This is a genomic window from Pseudoflavitalea rhizosphaerae (assembly GCF_003991355.1).
GTDB classification, from domain to species: Bacteria; Bacteroidota; Bacteroidia; order Chitinophagales; family Chitinophagaceae; genus Pseudobacter; species Pseudobacter rhizosphaerae.
Genome location: NZ_RCSU01000005.1, coordinates 315,967 through 336,840, shown reverse-complemented (window position 1 = coordinate 336,840; position 20,874 = coordinate 315,967). Strand labels below are relative to the sequence as shown.

Genomic DNA, 20,874 nt, shown 5'->3' with positions numbered 1-20,874 from the left:
ATTGCATGACTTCAGTGGTTAAGTGAACCACCCCATTTGTTAAGCGGCTATTCTTTCACGCCTCTTCCCCCCTTTTCTTTGTGTTGTCATTCTGAAACATATTCAGGTTTCTTTAAGGCAACAAGGGCTATCAAGGGTGTTATTTTGATTCAAAAAGAAAGGGGTTGACCGCTAAAGTCAACCCCTTATCGAACTACAGAAAAAAAGACTTATTTGTGTTCGGAAAGCAAACGGTCCAGTTCGTTCTCCAATCTTTCTTTTTTATAGAAATCAAGCTCAGCCACCACTTTCCCATCAGGGCCAATGATCACCATATAGGGGATCGAGTTGAAGAGAAAAGGTGTTTTCAGTCCGGCGTCGCTGAAGCCATGCTGGCCGAGTCCCTGCTGCCAGGGCATCTTTTCTTCCTTCACGGCATTCTTCCAGAGGTCAACTTTATCATCAACCGAAACACTGATGAATTCCACACCTTTCGGGGCATAGGCTTCGTAGGTCTTTTTCAGTTTTGGAATAAAGTACCTGCATGGTCCGCACCAGGAAGCCCAGAAATCCACTACCAGCAGTTTGCCGGCAAAGCGGTCCCAGGAAAACTGTTTACCATCCAAACTGGTCAAAATGGCTGCCGGAGCGGCTTTACCGGTAAGTGTTGGTTTGAGTGCAGGATCACAGAGCGCTTTTATTTCCTCTCCAAATACAGATGATTTCGCCACCGGACCAAGTTGATCATAGAGCTTCTTCAGCTTTTCTGAGTCAGCGGTCAGGAAGTTCATAATCAACCAGCCGGAAAAAGGATCATTTGGATTCTGTTGCACGAAAGCTTCTGGTTGCAGTTTTGCCTGCAGGAAACGTAAATGTGAAATATTCAGGGCCCCACCTTTTACTGATAATTCGCTTAGTTCAGAAAATGGTGTTTCAATGGTATATTCCGCATTCTCCAGGAGCATCATCACTTTTTTGGTGCTGATGACAAGCCCCACTCTTTTAGGTTTACCCACCTTTCCTCTCAGTTCAAATTCACCGTTCACGATCCTTACCTTTTCCGGGAACTGGTGCTGGTCTTCATCTTCATGGGCATGTTTTTCAAATCTGGCATAGCCGCTGATGATGCCCGGCACTTTTCCTCTGATCACAAATCCCTGAGCAAAGGATAAGGCCGGAAGAAGCATCATCATCAGAACATGTACTATTCTGTTTTTCATGTGCGGTTCGGTTGGTTGGTTTATTTCACCAGTTCGGAAAGTTTCTTGTCGATATCTTCATTGTACAGTCCTTTCGCGAGGATCTTTCCATCAGGTCCGATCAGTATATTGAAAGGAATGGAGTTCACTTCATAAGCCAGTGCTGCCGGTTCTTTCCAGGATTTCAGGGAAGAGAGCTGGAGCCAATCCATTTTATGGCTGGCTACGGCTTTCAGCCATGCATCACGGTTACCATCAAGCGAAACAGCGATCATTACAAAATTCTTCGATTTGAATTTATCATTGGCAGCTTTCAGGAAGGGGATCTGCGGTTTGCAGGGTCCGCACCAGCTTGCCCAGAAATCCAGGAATACATACTTGCCTTTGAAATCAGACAGCTTTACTTCTTTACCATTCTCATCAAGCGTGGTAAAGGCAGGAGCTTCTTTGCCGGCAGCCAGTTTATCTTCTGCAGGAGTGCCCATGCTGAATGAAACAGGTATTGGATCTGTTTTTCCGGGATTGAGGATCCTTTGGGAGATCCTGCTTTTCTGTGCATGTGCGCCCAGGGAACGGATCAGGGAATCCCTGTTATTATTGAACCAGGCCATGATCACATAGGAAGCCACGCCGGAGTTGGAGTTTTGCCTTACCCATGCAAGGGCATCTTCGTTCCTTTTCTTTTTCAGTACGTCGGCCTCGCTCTTTGCTTTTTCTGCAGCATCTTCATCGCCGATCTGTGAAGCCTTGATCTGTATTTCTTCCAGCTCATTCAATTTCAGGTAACGTGGAGAGGTCTCTGAAAAATTATCCATTACGTACACCCAATCCTTTACAAACTGGCTGCCGGAATATTTTGCATGTTTGAAACCGGGTTCTTTTCCGTCTTTGATCACCATCTTACCTGGCTCGAGGTATTGAACAGTTGCTGTCTTTTCAATATTCGAGATATCCTTTCCAACCTGCAGGATATACGCACATCCGCCTTTTGGTATTTTCATGGTCAGGTTGAATTTGTGATTTTTCACAAAAGTGGAATCCCATTCACCAGAATAAGGATCATAAACAACCACTATGGTATCATTTGGTAACCATTTCATGTCGGCTTCAATGGTCAACTCGTCCTGACTGCGTGCACTCAGTGCCAGCAAACAAAGAGCAGCAGATAGCAATTTCTTCATCATTGGAATTTGTGTTTGGTATTTATTTTTTTATTTGAGGCGCTTTGATCATGTCTTGCACCAATTGTACAGCTTCGGATAAGAAAAGGTCTTTGCTCAGGCTTTCGAGCCAGTTATTGTATAGTTTTTCCTGGTATTCGTCTTTTTTCTGCAATTCAGGATTGATGTTCATGTAAAAAGAAGCAGAGAGTTGCATGCCGGAGGCTGGTAATTCTTTTGCTTTTGCAATTTGTTGTTCCAGGTCTTTCATTTCCTGTTTCAGCTTCCGGTAGCTGCTGAGTTCCATATTAACCGGCGCTTTTTGCAGGAACTGAAGTCTGCTCATGTTCTTTCCGATCACCTGAAGCGTACTGTTCTCATTGGCTCTTTGCTGGGCTTTCCTGATCAGCGGCGCATAGTCGATTGTATTGAATTTTTCAGGCGCCTTCGCAACAGTAAGAGTATCTACCGGCATGGCAGCGGGCATTTCTATCTCCCTCACGCTATTGAGCACCAGCCTGTCTGCCAGCACAACATCAGGTTTAACGCCCTGCAGTTGCGTAGTGGCTCCACTGGCTCGATAAAATTTCTGTAGCGTGATGCGCATGCTTCCGTAATTGATATCTGGAATGCCATTGGCAGGATCTCCCATCTTACCGATATTCGTCATCGTTTGTGCAGTTCCTTTTCCAAATGAAGAGGAAGTTCCGATCACCAGTCCACGCTGGTGGTCCTGGATAGCTGCCGCGAATATTTCTGAAGCGGAGGCACTGCCTTCGTCAACCAGCACTACCAGTGGTCCCTGGAACTTCGGTGCATTCACTACCGGAGAAGTATAAACGTCCACCTTATCTCTTGAACGCAGAAGGCTCATGGGCGTGGCTGGCATGAAGCTGGCGCCCATTCTTACCACTTCGGTGAGTGAGCCGCCGCCATTTCCGCGCAGGTCAAATACGATACCTTCCACTTCCTGGTCGCGGAGCTTATCAAGTTCAGCTGCCACGTCTGCGGAACAGCCTGGCAATTGTTCATTGCCGGAGTTCATATAGAACAATGGCAGGTAGAGGTAACCGATCTTTTTTCCATTCTGGTTGATCACGGCACTTTTCGCCTTGTTGGCAACTTCGGAGATCTTCTCACGGGGAATAGTAACCGTTCTTTCAGGAGAACCGGGTTGCATCACTAACATGGTAACGGATGTACCTTCTTCTCCCCTGATCATACCGGTAATATCATTGGGGTCCAGGTCTGCTGTGGGGACCATCTTTCCTTTATTGTCGATCACTGCCAGGATCCTGTCGTTCTCTTTCAGCAGGCCACTTTTATAAGCGGAGCCTCCGGGCAAAAGTCTTTTCACAAAAACATCCATTTCCCCGATCCCCAGTTCCATACCGATCCCAAAATACTGTCCTGACAACTGTGCACGAACAGGGTCTTTCATGGTAGGATAAGTGTAACTGGTATGCGGGTCCATATTCAACGCAATCGCATTTACATACATGGCGAACTTCTCGTTGATGGCAGTTTCTTTTTGTTGTGTGATAAAGAAACGGCGGTACTGGGCAGCTACGTTCTCACGTGCTTTCTTTTCCAGAACGGGATCGATGGATGCAGAGGAAGCATTGGTTTCAATATCCGTATATGCCCGGAGCACCGCATATTTCAGGAATGCATACCAGATCTTATCTCTTTCTGCAACTGTAGCGGGATACGGGCTATCTTTTCTTTCCGTTTCCAGTATCTCTTTGGAAGTAAAGCTAAAAGGTTGTTTAAGGGATTTCTCAACAAAGATCTTTGCCTCCTGCAGGCGACGGGAGTAGATCTTCCAGGTTTCATCAAAAAAAGCTATGGTGCCTGCATTGATCTCATCATCCAGCAGTGAGCGGTGCTTCTTCAAATTTTCTATATCACCTGCCAGGAAAATATTGCGACGTCCGTCGAGATTATGGAGAAAGTTATCCCAGATCTCGGCGGAGAATTTATCATCGAAGGCTTTGGGGGCATAATGACTTTTTTGCAGTTTTTGAGCAACTGCTTTTACGATGCCTTTGCGGAGTCCATCAGCACTGATCGTATCTTTTGAAGTTTGGGCCTGGCCTGAAAGCCCTGCGCCGAAAAACATGAATCCTGCCATCAGGGCAGCGCGGGAATGTTGGAAATATACCATACTCGAAAAGCAGCCTGTTTTTATACCGGCTCCTTTTCATCAAACACTGCATAGCATAATTAGGGTGAATCGAAATGAAACTTTATTTCCTGGATTGCCACCATTGGGCAAATTGCGTGAGGTCTTCTTTTTCTTTTTCCATCAGGTCGATCTTATCGTTGATCATCACCATTTCGGAACTGCGCACTGTATCTGGTTCAGGGAAGGGAGATGTATATCTTTTTTGCGCGCGGACCATGCCCTCCAGCACATCCACTTTCTCGCCGTTGTCAACACGGAATGCTTCCACACGGAATACACCCGGCTTCAGTACCTTGAGTTGAAGGATCCGGGTATTCACTACAAATGGAATATCTTTTTTATCGATCACAAATATCATGTCGCCATCCGCTTCCACCAGCCGTTTGTTTTTGGGGTCCACGTCGGCTTTACTGCCTTTCAAAACGAGGGCCCAGCTGTTTGGTGTGATACTCATGGTATCATAGGGTTTGTAGAGATAAGGAAAGGAATCGATGGGAGGCGTATACACCGGAATGTCCTGCTGAGCTGCTTTCTGAGCTGCTTCTTCCTTACTGATCTTGTCTTTGATCCTGTTGCCCATACGGGTAAAGACCAGTATCAACGCAATAACAGCAATCAGGATTCCAAGTAAATAGCCTTTCCATTTCATACAGTATAGTTATGGGAACGCTAATGTAAGAAGATCGGATGGATTTCAGAATTACAGGCATGAAAAGGGGCTGACTTCGAAAAAAGTCAGCCCCTCTCCTTTCTGTAATCATGATCAGGGAAGTTTGATCAATTTCAGTACTGTTCTTCTTCCTCCCTGCACAATTTCTGCATAGTACATTCCAGAAGTATAGTTGCCGCCAAATTCAGGCGTGGCCGTTACAGCTGCGCGGATCACTTCCATCACCTTGCCTTTGCTGTTGCGGATGGTGATGGTTACCGCTTCGCGTTGATCGCTCTGCATAACGATGCGGAAGAAACGGTTGCTCGGGTTGGGCATCGCCCTGGCATAGAGACCCGGAGCGCAATCATCACCTCTGCCATCACAGTTGTTGTCTACACCATCACAAACCTCTGTAGCGCCGGGATGGATATTCGGGTTATTATCGTTGCAATCGCCTTTCCTGTCAACATATCCGGCGGGTTTGTCAGCGGCCTGCACGGAATGTGCTTCGTCACCGTAGCCATCTTTATCATTGTCGCGGTACCAGGTTCTGGATGCAGGACAATTCTCATCTACCTGTCCATCGCAATCATCATCCTGGTTATTGCCACAGATCTCGGTGGCGTCGGGATGGATATTGGCGTTATTGTCATTGCAATCTCTGCTGTCCGCTACATAACCATCAGGTTTGGTGGCAGCGCGGCGGGTATTGTTGGGATCACCATAGGAGTCGTTATCGGCGTCGCGGTACCAGGTAGTTTCGTTGGTGGGACAATCTTCATCCACCTGTCCATCGCAATCATCATCTACATTGTTGTTGCAGATCTCGGTAGCGCCGGGATGCACGGTAGCATCGCCATCGTTACAATCCCTGAGATCGGCAACATAGCCATCGGGTTTACTCACGGCAAGAACAGTATTGTTGATATCGCCATAACCATCGTTATCCGCATCGCGGTACCAGAGCACTGCGCCTGTTGGGCAATCCTCGTCCACCTGTCCATCGCAATCATCATCCACCTGGTTATTGCAGATCTCAGCCCTTTCGTTCACAGTTACCGTAAAGGAGCAGGTCACCACCGGATTGGTGTTGGCGGAATAGGTAACAGTGGTTACTCCTTTGTTGAAAGTGAGTCCACTGGCTGAACCCGTGCCGGTGGCGGTAGTAGCGCCGCTGAGCGTATAGCTGATCACAACAGTGGAAGAAAGAGCGCCTCTGTCAGGATCGATACCCGTTACCACGGCAGTACACACACCTGCATCGGGTTCAACGGTTTTGTTGGAAGGACAACCTAATGAAGGTCTCCATTCAACGGATGCTTCTGCAGCAGTTTTCTGTGCTTCGCGGTGACCAACATTATCGGTTGCAATCACGAAGAATTTATAGTGCCCTCCTTCTTCGTTGAAATCAACGAATGTTTCTTTAATGCCTTCTTTAAAAACCAGGAAGGGACCATTGTTTTTCGACATATAGATATCGTAATGCCTGATGCCTGATCCTTCCGGATCATCTGCGCCTGTCCATTCCAGTTTGAGTGAAGAGCCTTCAGCTTTGGCCGGAAGCGGCTTCATGCTGCTGTGCGGATCGCCGGCATCGAAAGTGTTCCAGATGGGAGGCGTTTCAATGGGCGCATTATCATCGAAAACGATGGAAGCTTTCGCATGTACCGTATCACCGGTAGCTGCATTCGGCGCACCTTTGATGGTATAGGTGATGAATCCTTCGCCTGAATGCTGCGGATCGTTCACAGGCAGGAAACCTTTCATTACATCTATGGGAGGAAGTCCTGTGCCAGCCTCTTTGGATTCGAAGATCCAGAATGCTTCACGGGTTTCAGTATTGATACCTGCAGTCAGGTCTACTACAATACCGAGATCAGCATTGAGATCGAGGCGAGTATTGTAGAAGGTCCGGTCTTCAGGTATTTCAAATACATGTTTACCGAATCCGAAACTGCCCAGGCGAATGGAAAAAGGATCTACATTCTTATCGAGCGGATGGGTAATATGAACGATCTGCGCCGGGGCTGTGGCCAGGTTGGAATCATTCTCGAAACGGATGGTATAGGGTTGCAGCAGGCGGCTGCTCACCATTTTGCCATCGCCAAAACCTTCCGGTCCGATGATATCATTGGGATCAACGGAAGCGCGTACAGGGATCCGCCATCTATGTGCAGGCTTCCCGCAATCAACGGACTTGAATTCAATACTGGTGGAGGAACCACAAGAGTAATCTTTACCATTGAGTCTGAATTTCCCATTTAGATAAAGGGTCCTGGAAACACCTAAATCACCAATCCTTATTCTCGGGCTTTCTACAGAGTTCACGTTGAATGTTCTGAAACCAGCTCCAATCTCATATTCTTTCAGATTCTTCTTCACTTCAGGATGCAAGTTCAGGTCAACAGAGAGTGAATCGCCACTGGTAAGTGGTGCATCCTGGCAATAGGTTTGAATGATTTTTTTTCCGGGAAAACTGAAAACCTCGTCGCAGGTTGTGCAGGCTTTCTTTTGAGCCCTTGAATAGGCTTTTTGTGCGTTGCTGTTTCTTTCTAAGGCAAGAGATAGCATCTTGCCAATATCCAGGCACTTTTGATCTCCCTGATCGCATGACACCATCACACCCACATTAAACGCCGAATTACATACGACACTTGAGTTTCCGCATTTGTTAATGCACCCCGTATAGTCGTCGCATTCGGCAGTAAAATTGTATGGAGTTTTTTTAATTCCCGCCATCCTGAACAGGCTCACACAACCATTTTTTACTGGCTTATGGTCAGGGTTCTGAACCAGGGTTTTGTCTTGCGATATCCCATTCAAACCACAAAGTATTACCAGCAGTATTATTAAATATCTTTTCATAATTGCATTATTCTTTTCCATTTGATTTGTTCAGGGGAAAAACGATCTGCTTTACCCTGAACCTGTTCATGTTTGTTGAACCGGAAGCCGTATCGGTATCGAGATCATACAAGCAACCCCATCTTCCTTCATCCAGGAAAACTGTTCGTACCAGCATGGCTTGCTCATTGCCTGGCTGGGAAAACTTTTCCTGCAGTCTGCCTTCTCCGTCCACCGCCAGCAAACTGAGCCTGCCTGATTCTATTGCGGCAATGGCTAAGCGTTCATTTCCCCAGGCACTGATTTTTGCAGGAGAAATACCCGATTCGTTGTCGAATAACTTCACTGTATTCCTCAGCACCAGCTGGTGGTCCAGCAAGTGCAGGAGAAAAGATTGGTTGAACGAAAAAGTGGCTGTATCTACCGTTAAGGCATATCCGCCGTTGGGCAACATACATACACTCGCGTTTCTTCCGGGAAAGCTGTTCCATTTTTCGAGCGCGTGCCGGTTCTCATTTATTCTCATGAGATGAGTAACGCCAATATCGTTGCCGTGCCCATCGGAGGTTTCGCTCCTGGCAAGGATCAACGGCCTACCATCGGCAGCTGTGATGATACCCATGATGTAATGGTCATCTTCCAGGGCAAAAACAGATTCAGCCATCACGGCACCTTTATGATCCAACACTGCTTCCCAAAAATCTCCACCTTTGATACCGTAACAAATCACAGTATTGTCTTTAAGGAATAAAGACGTGCCGTAAGACAAGCTACTGACCTTTAGTTTCGTCAATAGTGATTGTGCCAGCAAAAGCTCCCCTTTCGGAGAAAACTTAACCATTATCGGATCTCTTTCTTGTGTATTGACCAGAACAAACAGATGTCCATCTTTACTTTCTTTCACCGCTGAAATTTCCAACCTGCCGTAAAAATGGAAAGCAGGAAATGACATATCCGCTGTTTGATATCCCGCTGCATTGATTCGCAGGATATGCAAGTTTTTGTCTGAAGATTGACTGAACAGGATGATATCGCCATTCATTGAATTGATCGAAAACAAGAGCTGATCATCCCATGTATGGGTCCGGTCCCATTTTGCTACCTGAGGCCTGGTCATCTGCTGCGCCTGCAACAGATGAACCAGGAGAGTCATTACTATGATTTGAATCGTTTTCATTATTTTACGGGTTCAGTTGTTTCCAAATGAAACATACCAAATTCCAACTGTCGCGACGCCCTCGTGAAGAGTTTTACTGACCCTCTGGCGCCCGGCCTCAATACCTGTATAGGTTCGCGGGAATCCAGCAAAGTGATGGTAACACCCTGTAACGTATTTTCCGGCAGATCAGCTTTAAGCCCCAACGGTGCTTTGAACAAACTCATTACAGCACGCTGGGTCAGTGGAATATCAACATTTCCTTCATTACTGAACTCGATCGTCATAGCGGTCAAAGCATTCATCCGGACAGATTCTGCATGTTTAACCGCCGTCACAACGGCAGTCTGCTTGCCTGTTTCAATGGTGAACCCTTTCGGCAACAGCACTTCTGTGCCCTCATCATTTTTTGCCACCACATCATAGGTTCCTGCTGTTGTGCCTGCCAGAGAGAAGGTAGCGAAAACAGTGGCCTGATCTACATACACGATACTTGAAGCATCGATGGTGATACCGGCATCGTTCCTCAGATGCATGGTGGTAGTGACATCGAATTTCGATCCACTGATCTTCACCGTTACATTGCCGGTATTTCCACCTTTATTGGTTTCCACTTTCCTGATCTCGAAATTCCGGACATGCACACCCAGGTCAACAGTCTGCAGCTGGTTCACATGGTTCCTGCTCAGTACCATCAGATAGTAAGTGCCTGCCGCCGCATCGGGGATCATCAATTCCTGATTGGTGTTCAATGCATATTGATGAGAATAATCGTGGATGCCGGCTGTAGGCACTTCTTCATACCTCACATACAATTCTACTTCTCCTTTTCCGGTGATCCTGCTGGTTGAGATGAGCAATGCCTGTCCGTCAAGCTCTTCAGGAATATTGATCCTGTAATATTGCGGCACTTCACTGAACTGCTCTATCCTTTTGTTCTTGTTCAGCTCAAGACTGTCCACTTTTATATGTACCATCAATGACGATGCCGTTACATTGTTTGCATCATCCGTTTCCGCGATATGGTTTTGTGCATCCACTTCTGTCAGTATGAAGTAATCTCCGGTGGCGCCTGGCACAGACAATTCATTGCTACCATAGTGCTTCTCTTTGCCGGCAGGGATACTGCTATGTGCAAAATCACTACCGATAAGAATGTCGGAAGGATCTTTCACCGGATCTCTCGACAGGTAATAAGACATTCTCATTTTGCCTTCAGCCGGATACCCTCCTGCATTTTCCACCGTATAGTAAAGCCTGAACCTGTCTTTGATCCGCATGGTATCCGCAACAGTGAATGCCTGTACTTTCAGATCTGTTTTCTGAGGCTCTACAACTGTGATGGCCACGGACATCTCATTATTCCCCTCCTTGTCATTTTCAAAAACACGGTCGGTTGCATCCACTTTCAAAATGAGATAGTAGTTCCCTTTGGCTGTGAGGGGAACAACACTTTCCAGGGAAGTCAGTTCATAGGTCTCTCCCGCTTTCAGTGAATCGGTCCTTCCGTATTGTCCGATGGGAATATCGCCAATATCATATACCCTGTCTGAAGACAGGAACAATCTGTCTACCCAATTTTTATCACTGGTAGTATTGGCTCCGGTATTGGCTACTCTCCAGCTGATCACCGGCACCTGACCGGCTGTGATCACGGGAGGCGCCAACAGCAACACAGGTTGCAGGTCTGCAGGTTCAGGTCTGCGGATATGCAATTTCGCCACAGTACCATCCTGTAAGAGACTAAGCTTCCAGTTGTTTGCAAGATTATTGTCTTGCTGCGTATTGATATGATCTGCTACCGCAATGATATTATAGATACCAGCCGGAAGCCTGCGTGGCAGTATGAATGATTGTTTCCTGGTATAAGCGCCACCTGGTTCCATTGGCTCATTGTGTTCTGCGCCACCAATGAGAATATCATCTGCACCCAATTGCTCGTCGCGGGAAAGGTAAACGCCATCTACCCAGTATTCGGAAACGGGATGGTTGGATCCTGCATTCCTCACAATCCATTCCACCGTAATTTTTGTATCGTTCAATTCAGGTTCAGGACTGTTCACTGATTGCATACGCAGATCAACCGGTGGATATGCTGCTACTTCAAATGCAGCCGATCTGCGGATATTGTCTGTTTCATTATCTTTTTCATACAATTCATCATTGAAATCAGCCAGCAGGTAGAGATAATAGGTACCGGCGGGAAGTGTTGACGGACATTTCATCGTATGGTTGCTTCCATATTCTTCCATCTTCAACATATCCCTCACCTGCGGGAAATCTTTCAAATGAATGGCTTTGTTCACATCCCATTCAGGCTCTTTGGAGATGAACAGGTAATCTGTCCATCTTCCGGATATGACCTCATCTCCCCTGTTTTGTACTTTGTAGGAAATGCTCATGGGTGCTCCAGCCTGCACTGTCCCTGTAGCAGCGATCTGTGTTACCACCAGGTCCGGAAGGGACTGCAAAGTCACCTGCATGGCAGTGGCGCTGCGGGTGGTATTATCATTCTTTGCGCCGGGAGCAGGTTCCTTGATTCGGTCATCCGTATCCGTTACCATAAAAACATAGTATTGTCCTGAAATGCCGTTGGGCAGTCTTACGTCCAGTTTGTTGAGTGGAGTTGAATTGCCGGCATCGAGGTCGCCGGAGGCATAGGTGAATTGCCCAACCAGGATTCCCTTATTCTCTTCCGTGATCTCCGGGAATGCAGAGATATAGATCTTGTCTGTAATGGCCTGGTTGCGCGCCCTGCCATCTCCCGTATTCTTCACTGTCCATTCGATGGTTACGGGAGATCCTGAAACGGCGCTTGCAGGGCTACGGACTTCACTCACCTGGAGATTGGGCGTTTTGACAAGCAGCTGTTTCGTGTGTTTGAGCACGTTATTATTTTCATTGTCATGCTCGTACAACTGGTCATAAAAATCCGTTACCAGGTAAATATAGTACAGGCCATGAAGCGTGTCGTTGATATAAAGTTTTGATTCGGAATCATCAAATTGATCGGGATCGAGTTTGAAATTCTTGCCTGCCCCACCGATCTGTATGGCCTTGCTCTTGTCCAGCACAGCATCCCTGCTCAGCAGGAAAACATCGGAATAGTTCCAGCCATTGGTGGTAGACCCTCCATCATTTATCACTCTCCATTTCACCGGGATCTGGTCAAATGAAGCAGCAGTTTCCTGGATCTGCATGGAAACGGGGATCATATCGATGGGTGGCGTCAATACCAGGTTGATCTCATCTCCCACCATGATATTGTTATCTTCATTGGAGTGCTCATATACATCTCCCTGCACATCGGTTTGTACAATCAGGTAGTACTTACCTGAAAGGCCGTTGGGGATCCTCACATTCACTCCGCGTTTGCCTTCTTTACCAACTTCCAGCAGCGGACCATTTACCGCAGAGGTCAGTTTGATGGCATTGGTAAGATCGGTTGATCTGTCAGGTGAGATATAAAGATTATCCCACCAATGATCCACCCGCATGGGCCCGGTTCCTTTGTTGGTGACCGTCCAGGAAAAATCATAGAACTGACCGGAGAAAGCAGTGATGCCAGGTCTAACGATGGCGGTCACCTGCAGATCCGGTGGCGGGGTAAGCTGCACATCCGTGGCCTGATTGCTGGCTCCGGCATTGTCTTCCTGATCTGTTTCCGGTAAGCTGCCCAGGCCATTGGGCACAACGATGATATGATAGTTACCGTTCAATCCTACCGGCACTACGAAGGTTCCGGTGCCGGAATAGGTTTGCCCCGGAGCCACGGCAGTAGTGCTGGGAACGGAGCCAAGGTAATGATCCACCTGCTTATCCAGGATCCGGTCTGTTGAAAGATATACCAGGTCAGACCAGGTCTGATTGGCTGCTTCACCGGCGCCTGTGTTCTTTACTTTATAGTTCACAGTAATAGAACCTTCCGAGAAAACAGTAGCCGGTCCCGTTACTTCCGTGGTGATGAGATTGGGATGAATGAGGAAGCGGAACAGATAGGCCCGGCTTTCAACTTTCTGACAGGCTCGTTTGGCTACGATGTACCAACGGTAAGACTTTCCGTATTTGAAGAAGCTGCCATCGTGCTTGAAAACGAAGCTTACCCCTGTGAGATTGCTCACAGTAGGAGCAGCAGGTTTTTGTGCGCCATCTTCCCACACATAAAGATCATAGGAAACAGCATTGCTGATAGGATTCCAGGAAAAAGTAACCGGGAAAGTAATATTGATCTGGTTATCTTTCGGTAACATTTGCGCATCCCAGAAAACACCCTCCAGCTCTGCAATGGCTACATCCACTTCCAACGTTTTCACGGAATCTTCGTAGGCGCAAATGGTATGGTCTTTCACCTCTAACCTGTGAACGCCTGCTGCCACCCAATCTACCGAAACTTTATCTGCATTGGGTGAGAGTACGCCACCTGACACCAGTTTCCAGCTATAGTTGGCAGAACCGGGTACACCGTTGCTAAGCGTGTAATCATATTTACCCAGACAGGTAATGGTATCGCCGGCAATGGCTATCACTCCGGGTTTGGCATGTAAGTTCAGACCAATGCTTTCATCACTGGTATCCCGTGGATTGGTGGAAACGATGCGGATCCTGTAATTCGTTCCCAAACGCATGGATCTCGGGATCCTCGCAGGGATGATGCCTGGCTGATTCCCTTGCAGCTCACCGATCCGGGTAACACCCCGTAGAGGATTCTCGAAGCTGCCGAATTCATCCGACAGTTCTGCATAGAAAATATTGTTCGCCTGGATCGGCGCGTTCAGGGTAAAGGGTATAGGGGTAAACCCATTTTCACAAAGGAATTCCGGAAGCGTGCCGATTGTAATGAAAGTTCCTCCTGGTGGTTCCAGTCTGAAATCAACGATCTGTGTGATGCCCCATTTGCCATACTGATCCTGCCCGCGAATATATAATTTGTGAGCACCGATCTCCACGCCTGTAAGATCGGGTTCGAATACAATATTGGTCACATTACCTGATCTGTCTGCTTCAGGAATATTGTACACTTTTCCATGACCAGGGCCCTGATCGAAATCGATCGAATATTCCAGCCGGTGGATCCTCACATTGGCCTGGTCTACGGGAATTTTCTGATTGAAGAAATAACGGGTAGCGGTATGTCCCCAAACGCCATTCGCATCCAGGAACCTGGTGCTGATCATGTGGAAACCTTCTGCCAGACCGGCTTCCATGGTATAGGTAACCATCGCCAAATTTTCCCCGTTCTGTTGAACGGTGAAAATTGGATTCCCTTTTCCGAAACCCGGGTCTTTGTCCATAAAACTCTCGCCCCTCAGGATATTGGCAGGAGCAGTTGGCGGAAGGACTTGTTTATAGAAGGTTCTTGAACTGGTGATGCTCCAGGTGCCTGCATCGTTCCTAAACCGCATGTATAACCGATGGAACCCATCGGCTACGCCTGCAAAATCCACATTGAATGCAGCGCTGGTGACATCCTCTGCGGCTGTGAACGAAAAAGGTTTTCCGCTTCCGAAGCCAGGATCATCATCTATAAAATATTCTCCCCTCGTTATCTGCTGTGCGATGGCCTGCTGCGCAGGCAACAGGAACAAAGCAGCTATCAAGAAAGAAGCTGTAAGTAGTATTGATTTCATAAATAGTTGCTGGGCCAAAAAATTATTTACCGGCAGATTTGACTTTCGCTTTCACTTTTACAGGCTCATTCAATGAGCCTACAGGTGAAACTTCCAGCGAGTAAATGGCAGGTATCGATGGCTGACCGGCCAGTACATATTTGGTAATGCCTCCGAACATGCCACAGTCGATAGGATTTTGTGCAGTACTGCCTTCACCTGCGCCGATGGCGGGAGATCCGGCACGCAGCATATATTCCCCATCCCAGGAAACACCTGTTTGCCTGCCCACAAAAACATTGGCCATGCTCACATTCGACTGATTTCCGCTTGCTGTACCGAACTGTGTGCCCGAGCCGATATTATGGAGGAACAGGTTCCCGGTAGCGGTGCTATTGACGGAACCATTGATCATGATATTGTTGCTATAGGAACTATTGTAAGAAGTAAGCCTGCCCCTGCGGATAACATTGTTCTTCACCACCAACACAGCTGAAGGCGGAGCTCCTATAACATCGAAGGTGGTTGCATCGCCTTCATTGGTGGACCTCGCGAGGTAATTATTGGTGATCATGATACGGGTGGATGCATATTGCACCAATATGCTGCCTCCGTAATTCTGTGAAATAGTGATATCATTGGCAGGCTCTGTACCTGCTCCATATCCAATCTTGATGTAAATCGATGGGCGTTCCTCCCCAATACCTCCAGCCATCAGGCGGTTACGCATCAGCGTTATCTTATGGCAATTGATATTGATATCGACGGGGCACTCCACTCCCATGACCACCGAATTCTCAGCGCCCGTATTGAAATCGATCCCTTCGATAACAGCTGAGAACATATTCACCTGGGTATTGGGAACCTGGTCCAGGTAATAACCAGGGCCAATGATGTAAACTCTTTTGGAAATAGTGACTTTGCTATATTTTGAGGCAGATCCTTCAACATGGATCGTATCTCCTGCCTCGGCTGCATTATGCGCTGCCTGCACACTCGTAAAATCGGCATCGATGCCCGGATTGTTATTTACACGCCAGATCTTGGCGGTGGCGGGTACGGAAACAATAATGCACAAGAGTATTGATCCGGTAAACTGGAACAATTTCATATTGATTGATTTGAGATTTATATTGATCAGGTTGTTTCGAATGGGCTATTATTCAGAGCAGGAATCGGATATAAAGCCGACGGATTTTCAACTGCAAAACAAATTCAAAAAGCATTGCACTCATAACCACCAGCAACCGGCATGTTTTAATTCGCAACTGAACTGATGGGTATTCTGCACAACATTATTTTATCGGCTGATCAGTATGCGCACATCCTCCCAGTTGCCGAAAAAAGGGACGGTAGTACTTGCATCGGATGATTTTGGAATGAAGGTGACCATTGCCGAGCCTGTTGCTTCGGAAGGCTGCATTCCATATTCCGGTCTTGGATTGTAAAATGTCGACTTCAGCTTCAAAGGCTCGCCACCAGGCAGTTTTCGAGCTTCAATTTTGTATTTCCCAACAGGGATATTCAGAATATTGAGTGAATTGAAATAAACAGTTTTCCGGATGGTGAATGAACGCTTTTCAGCGGCATGCATCAGGTCTTGTGGAGTCAGTTTGATCTCTAACTCGGAATCCCTTTCGAACTGTTCCGGCTGAGCAAAGAAGTCTCCTTTTTCATAGGAGGCATATTCGATACTAATAGAAGCGCCAAAATAATTGGATGGCAAATGGGGTTGGCTGGCAACACGTGCCCGGTTGCAGGGGCCATAGGGCAATAGCACCCAGTTCTTCACAATCCCTGCAGGACCCGGGAAACTACCCAGGCTGCTATCCGCAGGAAAGAGACTCATGGAAATGGAGCCTCCTTCATAATGCACCATAGCGGCGGCAGCATAAAAATCGGCTACGCCCCATGGGATCATCACTTCATAATACCCCTTCTCATTGGTTACAGCAGAAGAACCGGATGTGAATCCACCATATGCAGATGCGCGTACCCCGATCACTGCACCCGGAACAGGTTTACCATAACTGTCTTTTACATAGCCAACGGCCCATCCCTTCTTTTTGGGCACAGCAGGGAAAGCTGGTATTGTTTTCCGTTGATTGCCCATTACATTCACATAATTGGTGGTGCCATCCACCACAAAGCTTGAATGTGTAACAGGAAGCTGATCAAAAGGAATATGCTGCTGCCCGGAAATAGTACTATCCGCTGCTGCACCGGTTTCAATATTGGAACAGGCATGCGCCAGGATGGCGGCAGTGATACCTGCTAGGATCAATTTTTTCATAAAGGTCATAATCCGCATAATTACGACCAGTTGCGTGAAACCTGCTCCTGCTTTCGATAAAATGCAAATGGCATCGCCGGTTCACCGGCAACGCCATTCATCGAACTATAAAGCTGTTCAGCGATCTTTACTTGAACAGTAAACTACAAAACAGAAAAAGAGTATCAATTCAATTTATCCCTCAGCAATGCAGGCACTATAGGATGTTATATTGTACCGGAAATCCAGCAACGAAAATTTATACAGGATATACGTGCCGTTGGTCTTTTGAAAATCTATGATCCTTTGATCATATGGATTGTTGCCTTGCGGGAATTCAAAAGGCATATATGGCTCACCGGGAGTGAGATCAGCTTCCTTATTGCAACCAGCCGCAACTGTCAGCAAGGCAAAAGCAATAATGCTAAATAAAGATGTTTTTTTCATTGCTGTAGTTTTTTATTCTGGCATTCTGCGGTCTGTGAGCGCAGGATTCTGGATCAAACCCGAATTCCTGTTAATGGCTGCATTGGGGATCTGGCGCTGGTACATGGGATCCCTTTCTTTCAGCACATATACTTCGGGGTTATGCTGGTCCCTGTAGTACTGGTAACGGATCTCCGGCATTGAGCCTGCACCTGGCCATTCAATGCAAAACAAAAAACCGTCAGGAAAGCACCTGCTATCAACGCCTTTACCATATTATTAAAAAATTGTAAACGACAAGAAAAATACCATTTTGTTACTATCAGGCAAGGAGGAAATATAAAGGGGTGAAGGCGAAATAAAATTTTCCTTAAAAAAACGATAGCTTCATCAGGCAGGCGATATGCCTGTATCGTGCAAATGGGAAAATGGAAAAGGGCACAGACATATTAGGCTAAATCCTTAATTGATCTTGTTTCAATTCTGAAAAACCGCATTTTTCCGCATCTCGAAACCCTTTTTACCGCTCCAACTGGCAGATCCTCTGTGGGTAACCGAAATTTGCAGACCAATTTACCCCTATCATGCAGAAGACTACAGCCCGGTTTTTGATCATGTTGCCCATGCTCTTTGTTATCCCGTTATCGCTGGCTGCACGCCAGTGGCAGGAGCTGAAAGGCAAAGTGACCGATGAGCAACTGCGGCCGCTTGCCTTTGCTACCGTGAAATTGTCGGATGGCGCCTGGAGTGTTTCCACCAGTACAAAAACCGATGGCAGTTTCACATTGGGCTTCTCGGCCAGTGATTCCAATTATATCTATACTCTTGAGATCAGCTATGTAGGGAAAGCAACACTGAAAGGGAAAATCAATCAAAACAATCTCAATAAAGCACCCTATTTCAAACTGAGAGATCTCAACCTGAAACTTCCGGAAGTAGAAGTTAATGGTGTGAGAAGGGTTGCCAACTCCAATTCATCGATAATATTCGACAGGGAGGCCATTGAACAAACCCAGGCATTAAGCCTCGCCAACGTAATGAATTACTTACCGGGTCAAACAATCGTGAAACCAGTGGTAACAGTGCAGGGAAATCAGATCCTGACTATGCGCAGTGCGCTCGGTGTTAACTCCATCGATGCACTGAACAATGCTTTCGGTATCAATTTCCAACTGGATGGTGCTTCTGTTTCCAATGATGCCAATATGCAGGCGATGCCCTCAGGACGTAGCGGGTTCTTTGGCGCCAATAATATCCAGAATCCCGAAAACAGCGTGATTGGCGACAGAAGCTATCGCAACGGAACATTGTTCAAAAGCTATTCGAACGAGTTCCAGGCCAATACCGGGATCGACATGCGTTCCATTCCTGTGGAGAATATAGAAAGTATCGAAGTGATCTCTGGTGTTGCCTCTGCCAAATATGGAGATTATACCACTGGTGTTGTCAATATTGAGCGGCAGGCTGGCATCACCCCATGGCGTGTGAATATCCGGACCAATGAAGCCACCCAAAATTTCGGCATCAATAAAGGCTTCTCCCTCAAAAACGGATGGGGAGCCATGAATATTGGCTTTGACTATTTGTATGGCAAAGATGATCCAAGGAACTCTCTCAAGAATTTCAAACGCACGAACTTCAGTATCCTCTGGAGTTATCAGAATAACGGAAGAGCAAGATTCAAAAATACCCTGAGCATCGACGGTAGCAGCACATTGGATAAAACAGATCTTGATCCCGAGCTGGGCACCCAAAGAATGGCCAGGATGGAAAATAAGAGGATCAGGATCAGCAACCGCAGTAGCTGGACCTATAAAAGGAACTGGTTCTATGATTTCCAGATACAGGGCTCCTACAGTATCGGCGAACAGGATAGTTACGATCAATACTATCTCAATACCGCTACGGTAAAACCCATGACTGATGCCATGGAAACTGGTATGCACGAAGGATATTTCATTCCCGGATATTATTTGGCCTTCAAACAATTACTGGGCAAACCCATTACTTTCAGCGGACGGGTAGAAACAAACAGCCTGATCAAATTCGGTAAAAAGATCACGAATAAATTGAGCATCGGCGCCAATTATAGTTACAATGCCAACAAGGGCGCAGGCCTTGTGATTGATCCCGACCGTCCCCGCTTTGCCAACACTGGTAACAAAAACGACCGCCCCCGCCCCTTCCGCCAGGTACCCACACAAAGCAATGCCGGAGTGTATGTTACAAATGAATTCAAAACAAAATTATTCAAACGTTCCTTATCCATAAATCTTGGCATACGTGGCGATATTCAGAACCAGTTCTTCACGGTCAGCCCAAGAGTGAATACGCGGTATACCATCACTGATAAACTCAACTGGAATGCGGCGTTTGGTATTGCCACCAAAGCACCGGGGCTCAATCAGATCAGCCCTGGTAATGTTTATGTAGATGTACCCGTTGCTCCGGTAACCTACAATGGTAACGTTAAGGAAAGTCTATACCTTGTACACACCCAGGTAATAGAGCTCAACGATCTCGACATACGCCCCTACCGGAGCCGCACATTCGAAACAGGCTTTACTTACGATATAAAACCATTTCATCTCAGCGCCTATTATTTCTACCGGGAAAATTCCAATGGCTTTACAACACAAACAGTGTTGATGCCATTTCACTTGCCTTATTACGATGTGACTTCCGTACCCGGACAAAAACCAACCTATACCAGGAAAGACACCAATTATGTTTATAATGCCACATACAACAGAACGGTGAATGGCGCTTTCAATACCACCAATGGTATTGAGCTGGGACTTTCCATTGACAAGATCCGGTCCATCCAAACTTCATTCAGTTTCAATACCACCATTTATTATACGCATAGCAAAACAAAAACTACCAGCATCAATACATCATCAGTTCGCTACGATTTACCTGCAGTATATGGAGTATACGGATCCACTGCGTCGAAACTAACCAACATCAAATCAACGGTGACCAGTTCCACACATATCCCTGCATTGAGAATGGCAGTGATGCTTACAGGCGAACTGTTCTGGGTTAACAGCGTTTATATGGACCCTTTGGCCGCTCTTCCAATTGGATATTACACTTCAGAAATGAAATATTTTCCACTGAGCTATGAAGAAGCAGGTTCAGATGCCTACCAGCACCTGAGAAGAAATGTGAATGCTGATGGAAATCCTGTGTCGTACAACCCACCTTTTCTTTATCCCAATGTTCACCTGCGACTTAGCAAAGAAATCGGTGACTTCCTTCGATTCTCTTTCAATGCTTACAACGTATTCAATATAAGGCCAACCTATGACGCAACTGGGGGCCCCAGGTATTTCAATGGTCAACCCTCCTATGGTGCAGAACTTTCTTTCAAAATAAATTAATAAGGT

The 20,874-nt window shown here is 46.7% G+C and carries 12 protein-coding genes; 1 reads left to right on the top strand and 11 read right to left on the bottom strand.

The genetic code is table 11. The features are described from left to right. Positions 1–209: 209 nt before the first annotated feature. The 11 genes from D9Y29_RS11245 to D9Y29_RS26530 all read right to left on the bottom strand — a co-directional run bounded on the left by D9Y29_RS11245 (position 210) and on the right by D9Y29_RS26530 (position 17,683). Positions 210–1,199: a TlpA disulfide reductase family protein gene (locus D9Y29_RS11245; RefSeq protein ID WP_127128072.1), complete on the bottom strand. Its 990-nt coding sequence runs from the start codon at positions 1,197–1,199 to the stop codon at positions 210–212. A 20-nt stretch (positions 1,200–1,219) separates the two neighbouring features. After that, entirely contained in the window at positions 1,220–2,362 is a 1,143-nt protein-coding gene (locus tag D9Y29_RS11240) for a TlpA disulfide reductase family protein (RefSeq protein ID WP_127128070.1), read from the bottom strand. Positions 2,363–2,381: 19 nt separating this feature from the next. Beyond that, positions 2,382–4,505 (bottom strand): carboxy terminal-processing peptidase, encoded by a 2,124-nt coding sequence (locus D9Y29_RS11235; RefSeq protein ID WP_127128068.1) that lies wholly within the window; start codon positions 4,503–4,505, stop codon positions 2,382–2,384. Between the two features lie 82 nt (positions 4,506–4,587). Next, on the bottom strand, positions 4,588–5,175 hold the full coding sequence (locus tag D9Y29_RS11230) for a hypothetical protein (RefSeq protein WP_127128066.1): 588 nt from the start codon (positions 5,173–5,175) through the stop codon (positions 4,588–4,590). A gap of 114 nt (positions 5,176–5,289) precedes the next feature. Beyond that, positions 5,290–7,749, bottom strand: coding sequence for a MopE-related protein (locus tag D9Y29_RS27050; protein WP_164735371.1), 2,460 nt, complete (start codon positions 7,747–7,749; stop codon positions 5,290–5,292). Between the two features lie 301 nt (positions 7,750–8,050). Beyond that, entirely contained in the window at positions 8,051–9,199 is a 1,149-nt protein-coding gene (locus D9Y29_RS11220; RefSeq protein WP_127128062.1) for a hypothetical protein, read from the bottom strand. Continuing rightward, the gene (locus tag D9Y29_RS11215; RefSeq protein WP_127128060.1) at positions 9,199–14,805 is read right to left on the bottom strand and encodes a CARDB domain-containing protein; all 5,607 of its coding nucleotides are present in this window, start codon (positions 14,803–14,805) and stop codon (positions 9,199–9,201) included. Before D9Y29_RS11215 ends, D9Y29_RS11220 begins: the two co-directional genes overlap by 1 nt. A gap of 22 nt (positions 14,806–14,827) precedes the next feature. Further along, positions 14,828–15,895 carry a hypothetical protein gene (locus tag D9Y29_RS11210; protein WP_127128058.1) on the bottom strand — a complete coding sequence of 356 codons (1,068 nt, stop codon included), beginning with the start codon at positions 15,893–15,895 and terminating at the stop codon, positions 14,828–14,830. A gap of 189 nt (positions 15,896–16,084) precedes the next feature. Further along, positions 16,085–17,077, bottom strand: a complete 993-nt coding sequence (locus D9Y29_RS11205; protein ID WP_127128056.1) for an Ig-like domain-containing protein — start codon at positions 17,075–17,077, stop codon at positions 16,085–16,087. A gap of 174 nt (positions 17,078–17,251) precedes the next feature. Further along, a complete protein-coding gene (locus tag D9Y29_RS11200; protein WP_127128054.1) occupies positions 17,252–17,503 on the bottom strand; it encodes a hypothetical protein in 252 nt (83 codons plus the stop codon). A 12-nt stretch (positions 17,504–17,515) separates the two neighbouring features. Continuing rightward, positions 17,516–17,683: a hypothetical protein gene (locus D9Y29_RS26530; protein ID WP_164735370.1), complete on the bottom strand. Its 168-nt coding sequence runs from the start codon at positions 17,681–17,683 to the stop codon at positions 17,516–17,518. Positions 17,684–18,066: 383 nt separating this feature from the next. Between D9Y29_RS26530 and D9Y29_RS11195 the strand changes: the two genes are divergently transcribed. Further along, a complete protein-coding gene (locus tag D9Y29_RS11195; RefSeq protein ID WP_127128052.1) occupies positions 18,067–20,868 on the top strand; it encodes a TonB-dependent receptor in 2,802 nt (933 codons plus the stop codon). Positions 20,869–20,874 lie beyond the last annotated feature (6 nt).